Origin of the sequence: Mycobacterium sp., from assembly GCF_049673265.1 — a bacterium.
Taxonomy (GTDB): domain Bacteria; phylum Actinomycetota; class Actinomycetes; order Mycobacteriales; family Mycobacteriaceae; genus Mycobacterium.
The window spans coordinates 1-3,809 of sequence record NZ_JBATXN010000574.1 but is presented as its reverse complement, the minus strand read 5'-3'; the positions used below and the strand labels follow the sequence as shown (position 1 = coordinate 3,809).

General features: G+C 62.6%; 5 protein-coding genes. All 5 read left to right on the top strand.

The genetic code is table 11. The annotated features are described in order from the left end of the window. Positions 1-425: 425 nt before the first annotated feature. A complete protein-coding gene (locus tag WBF82_RS19525; protein ID WP_424384591.1) occupies positions 426-818 on the top strand; it encodes a hypothetical protein in 393 nt (130 codons plus the stop codon). Positions 819-839: 21 nt separating this feature from the next. Then, positions 840-1,262, top strand: a complete 423-nt coding sequence (locus tag WBF82_RS19520; protein ID WP_424384590.1) for a hypothetical protein — start codon at positions 840-842, stop codon at positions 1,260-1,262. Positions 1,263-1,288: 26 nt separating this feature from the next. Next, positions 1,289-1,669 (top strand): hypothetical protein, encoded by a 381-nt coding sequence (locus WBF82_RS19515; RefSeq protein ID WP_424384589.1) that lies wholly within the window; start codon positions 1,289-1,291, stop codon positions 1,667-1,669. An 8-nt stretch (positions 1,670-1,677) separates the two neighbouring features. Beyond that, positions 1,678-2,853 carry a DUF6777 domain-containing protein gene (locus WBF82_RS19510; protein WP_424384588.1) on the top strand — a complete coding sequence of 392 codons (1,176 nt, stop codon included), beginning with the start codon at positions 1,678-1,680 and terminating at the stop codon, positions 2,851-2,853. A gap of 188 nt (positions 2,854-3,041) precedes the next feature. Next, positions 3,042-3,809: serine/threonine-protein kinase (locus tag WBF82_RS19505; RefSeq protein WP_424384587.1), on the top strand; the 768-nt coding region annotated here is incomplete at its 3' end.

Below are 3,809 nucleotides of genomic sequence, written 5' to 3'. Positions count from 1 at the left end.
CAATTTCTCCAAAACCGCGTGCTAAGTCTCTAGGCGGGCGTACCGTCGGATCTCCAACATTTAATTTCAGAGCATCGTCAATTGGGGCAATTCGGCGACATGTGTGTGCGGATTGATGCGCCCAACTGTCCCCGGTGATTCCGGTGATTTCGTTACCGGCACGGCCACCCGCAAGACCGTGCCATCCAGGTGAGCAAGACGGTGAGCTAATGCACTGCACAGCCCGGCAATGCCGAGCGCGGCAACAATTCGCCAACGAATCTTCCAAGAATCCTCCAAGACGTCCGCAGCACCCTACCCGTGAGAGTGGCCTGCGCACCGCCACCACACAACGGTGAAAGCACGTTTGCGCGCCCAAGCGCCGCTACCAACGACATGAAACGGGAAATGACTTGAGAAACATTGCACTAGCCGGAATCGCTTGCATGGCAATGGCTTTTGCACCAACAGCCAGCGCCGATCCCACCGCAGGGCACGACGCGAAGGTGAAAACCCAAACGCCACAGATGCTCTGCGAGATCGGCTCCGATGACGCCGATCCGGGGGTCGGCCCCAATGTCATCTGCCAGGGCAGTTTCGTCCAAACCTCGGCGGACAACGATCAGGCCTTCGCCACCGCGGCAGGACAATTCAGCTACCGGAGCGCGAACATCGGCGTCGGCTACAACCATCCCCCTTTTGACACTCTCGTCCCCGGCCAGACCTATCACATCCAGGGCTGGACCGTCGTGGCGGGCGGCGACGGTATTCGCTTCACCAACGACGGCACGGGGCACGGCATGTTCATCGGCAGCGATACCACCGTCAATCGGTTCTGATTCGTAGAAACGGAGAAAAAGATGAACAAGATCGCACTGGTCGGATTAGCAATCGCTGCCCCGTTTTTCGCGCCATCGGCTGCCGCCGACGTTCCGGGGCTGGCCCCGTTCGTCGGTTCCTGGCACGCCCACGAGGAAGGCCTGAACATCCAACCCAACGGCAACGGTCACGAGACGTATGCCGACACATCGACCTGTCCCAACGCACCCGCGGCTGGCTGCGGCATAACAGGCACCGTGGACTTCACGCTGACGTCGGTATCCGGCGACACCGCTACCGGGACCATCACCGCTGCCTCAAATCCAAACCATCCCATCGGCGGGCCGGTGACAATCAAGCTCGTCGGCGGCGGGCAGGGACTTCAGCTTTCGATAGCGGGCGGTGACCAGGGCTTCCCGTTCTGCAACAGCAACGACGCCACTAACTACTACTGCGGCGCCTAAGCACTACTGACATCGAAGGAGACACGATGACGAAAAGCATGAGAAAGATTGCACTAATAGGACCGGGAATCACCATCGCCGCAGTGGCTTTCGCACCACTAGCCACCGCGGATACGTATGCCTTTTTATCCCCGACACGCAACATCAGCTGCGAGATGGAAGACATCGTCTACTGCCAAACCTCCTCGCCGCCGCAGTCTGTGCACATGTCCGCTGACGGGACATTGACACCCTGCACAGGTGAAGGCTGCGAGGGCAACCCGGGGATCGGCACTCCGACCCTTGGCTACGGCCAAAGCGCCAACCACGGCCCGTTCACCTGCGTGTCAGAAACTGACGGTGTCACCTGCACCATCGCCTCGGGCCGCGGCTTCACCATCTCCAACTCAGGAATCCAGACGCGGTAGCAAAGCAAATGCGGGAAGCAATTATCGCAGCTGCGACCCGGTCGAAGCGCAATTGGTTGATCGCGTCGGTGATGGTCCTACTCATCGCAGCGGCAGGTGGCGGTGTAACGTCTTGTCATTCCAAGGCGAGCGGTGGGGAGTTGGTGCTCACCGGGGCCACCGAACCCGGGGCGAACGCGTTCATGCCGCCCGCGGCCTCGCCGCCGCCGACCAACACTCAGCCGCCGCCCACCCTGCAGCCGCAAGGCGATGGTGCCACCGTGGAGACCCAGCCGGTGCACGCCGACCGCGACGGCCTCTACGGCGGCATCGACAACAACGCCGGAGTCGACCGGGACAAGATGATCGACTTCTATGGCGCGCATCCCGCCCAGGCCGGCGCTTTTGTCGAAGCGCTCAACACCGACAACACCGTGTACTGGAGCGGCGGACGCCCGCTTACCGTCGCCGACATCCCCACGTACCTGCGCGAACTCACCCCCATGGCGTTGCGGCTGGACACCCGGATCACCAACCACGGATTCGACGGCGTCCACCCCACCACCGTGCAATCGGTCTTCCAAACGGGCACCGCGGTGCTCGTCGACGCCCACGGGGTGCCCCGCGTCCGCGGGTTAAGTGGTAGCCCCCTCACCGCACCGGTCGCGTTGAGAGGCGCGCCGAATCTCGTTGGCACACCATGGCCCCGCTACCGCTCCGGTGCTCTCGCCGAGGTCCTGGCCACCACCGCGGGCATCACCAACTTCGTCCTCGTCGACATCGTCACCGGTCGACCCTTCAACCGGCCCGTCGGCACCATCGGCACCAACGACACCCCACACACCGAACCGGTCGCCGCACCCGTGCCCGCGCCTGCCACGAGCGCGCCGTCCACGACCGGACATACGCTGCTGGACGATATCGACGGCACCTATCTGCGGCACAACCTGAGCGCTATCTGCGCCGGAAGGGATTATCTATACCTGTACCATGACTCCACACTCACCATCACGCATCACGGCAATCAGCTGACTTATGGCGTTACCACCGGCACCGTGAACGCCGACGGATCGTTTTCGGTCACCGAACCGGATGGAAGAACGACCACTTCGGGCACCTTCGTCAACGAAGGCGGCCGCACCGTCATCCACGGCCAACAAATCACCGATGAATGCAAATGGGACTGGACCGGCACCAAGCAGTAAAGGGCAACCCTAGGAAAGGGCCGAAACCATCATTTGTTCGGTGAAACCAATTGTGCTGCAACGACGTTCAGGCACGTCCGTGGACGAGGACGCCTTCGCCTAATCTGCTATCTTCGAACCTTTGCGGTCGCGTGGGCAGTGGCTGGCTTGCCCGTCGGTGGAGCGGCTGGCTGCGTATGGTGAGCCCGGTGGAGGGCACGCCGTTTGGTCGCTACCGCCTGATCGAGTTGTTGGGCCGCGGCGGCATGGGTGAGGTGTGGCGCGCGCACGACACCGGCACCGACCGGGTCGTGGCCATCAAAGTCTTGCCCGCGCATTTGTCTGCGGATGAGGATTTTCAGCGGCGATTCCGCCGGGAAGCTCATGCGGCCGCCCGATTGGGCACTCCGCACGTGGTCCCGATCTATGACTATGGGGAGATCGACGGTCGACTGTTCGTGAGTATGCGGCTGATCGAGGGCCGCGACCTGGACACCGTGCTGACCGACGGGCCGCTGGAACCGGCGCGCGCGGTGCGCATCATCGACCAAGTCGCCAAGGCGCTGCATGCCGCCCACAAGGTCGGGCTGATCCACCGTGACATCAAACCCTCCAACATCTTGCTCGACGACGACGACTTCGCCTACCTGATCGATTTCGGGATCGCCCGCGCCACCGACGAAACGCGAATGACCAAGGCCGGCAACACGATCGGCACCTTCGCCTACATCGCACCCGAGCGTCTCGAGATTGGAGCAGAAGAGGATGCCCGCGCCGACATCTACTCGCTGGCCTGCGTGCTGTATGAAGCCCTGACCGGGCAGCCACCTTTTGCCGGTAGCACGACCGCCCAGCTCATGTTTGCGCACGTCAACACCCCGCCACCGCAACCGTCAACCGCTCGACCGGATGTCCCGGTCCAGTTCGACGCGGTGATTGCCAAGGGGATGGCCAAAGGACCCGACCAGCGGTATGCC